This is a genomic window from Pseudoflavonifractor sp. 60, assembly GCF_009911645.1.
In the GTDB taxonomy this organism is placed as follows: domain Bacteria; phylum Bacillota; class Clostridia; order Oscillospirales; family Oscillospiraceae; genus Lawsonibacter.
In genome coordinates this window covers 1-1,378 of sequence record NZ_QWKI01000335.1, presented here as the reverse complement: position 1 = coordinate 1,378, position 1,378 = coordinate 1, and the positions used below count along the sequence as shown (strand labels likewise).

Annotated in this window: 1 pseudogene; it reads left to right on the top strand. The window is 49.5% G+C overall.

Features of this window, described 5'->3' with window-relative positions:
- A pseudogene (locus D1646_RS22250) lies at positions 1 to 1,378 on the top strand (hypothetical protein); the annotation flags it as partial.

Sequence of the window (1,378 nt, the reverse complement as noted above, 5' to 3'; positions counted from 1 at the left end):
AACAAGGCCCAGCAGAAGTCCCTGGCCGGCTTCGACGAAATCAACCAGCTGGCCGGGGACGCGGCGGAGAGCGCCGGGGGAATTGGCGGGGGGGTAGATTTAAGCGATGTTGCGATTGAAGTACCCTCGGTAGAGAATGTCAGCGAATCGCTTGCAAATACGGAGATTGAGGCGCTGAGAGATGCACTAACTCGTATTGGAGAAGTGTTTAAAGAGTCGTGGGAGCTAAATAGCTCTGCAGTTATTGAGGCCTCAAAGCGTACACTTACGGCCATATATGAACTGCTGAAATCGATTGGAACAGCCTTTACAGAAGCGTGGACTGGCGGCGCTGGTTTGGAGTTTTTGAACGCAGTATATGGATTACTCACAACCATTCTGAACATTATTGCAGATATCGCCAACGCCTGGAAAACGGCCTTTGACAATGTTGGACCTGAGTTTTTTGAATCCATTCTGTTTCGATTTACTGAGCTTCTGAAGTTAATCAACAGTGTTGGCGAGGCATTTCGAGAGGCGTGGAACGATGGGACAGGGGTGGAAATCTGTGAAGCAATTCTTCAGATTTACACCAATATTAACAACATTATTGGAACATTTGCGGCAAAAATCCGGGAAGCATGGGAGACAAATGGAAATGGAGTAGCCATATGGAGCGCAGTTCTCGATATCGTTCAAACTGTTCTGAATTTCATTGAGCGAATCACGGCATCGACACTTGCATGGGCACAAGGCCTTAATCTGGAACCAGTTATAGCCGCATTTCGAGGGCTTTTGGAAGCAATCGACCCGCTGGTGGAGGTGATTACGGGAGGACTTGCATACGCCTACGAAGAGGTTCTTCTGCCCTTGGGACAATGGTTTTTGGAGAAGCTGGCACCCGTTGGCATTGAACTGGTAACAGCTGCAATTGAGACGCTGACAGAAGTTCTTGAGGTACTGGAGCCCCTTGGTACATGGCTGTGGGATACGTTTTTACAGCCTCTTGCCGCATGGACGGGGGATATCGTCATAGCAGCGCTGGAGACTATCGTTAAACTGCTGAACAATTTTAGCCTGTGGATTTCGGAGAACCAAGGGCTGGTTCAAGGAATTGTAATTGTTATCGGAGCATTTGCGGCAGCTTGGGGATTGGTAAACACGGCAGTAACACTTTGGTCTGCGATATCGGCAGTTGCCACTACAGCAACGACTGTTTTTGGCGCAGCTGTTGCATTCCTTACATCTCCGATTGGCCTGGTAACCGTGGCAATTGGGGCTGTTATTGCGGTGGTTGCGCTGCTGATACAGCATTGGGATGCGGTCAAAGAGGCAGCAGCGAAAGCCTGGGACTTCATTGTTGAGAAATGGAACGCGGCAGCTGAATGGGTCAACACCA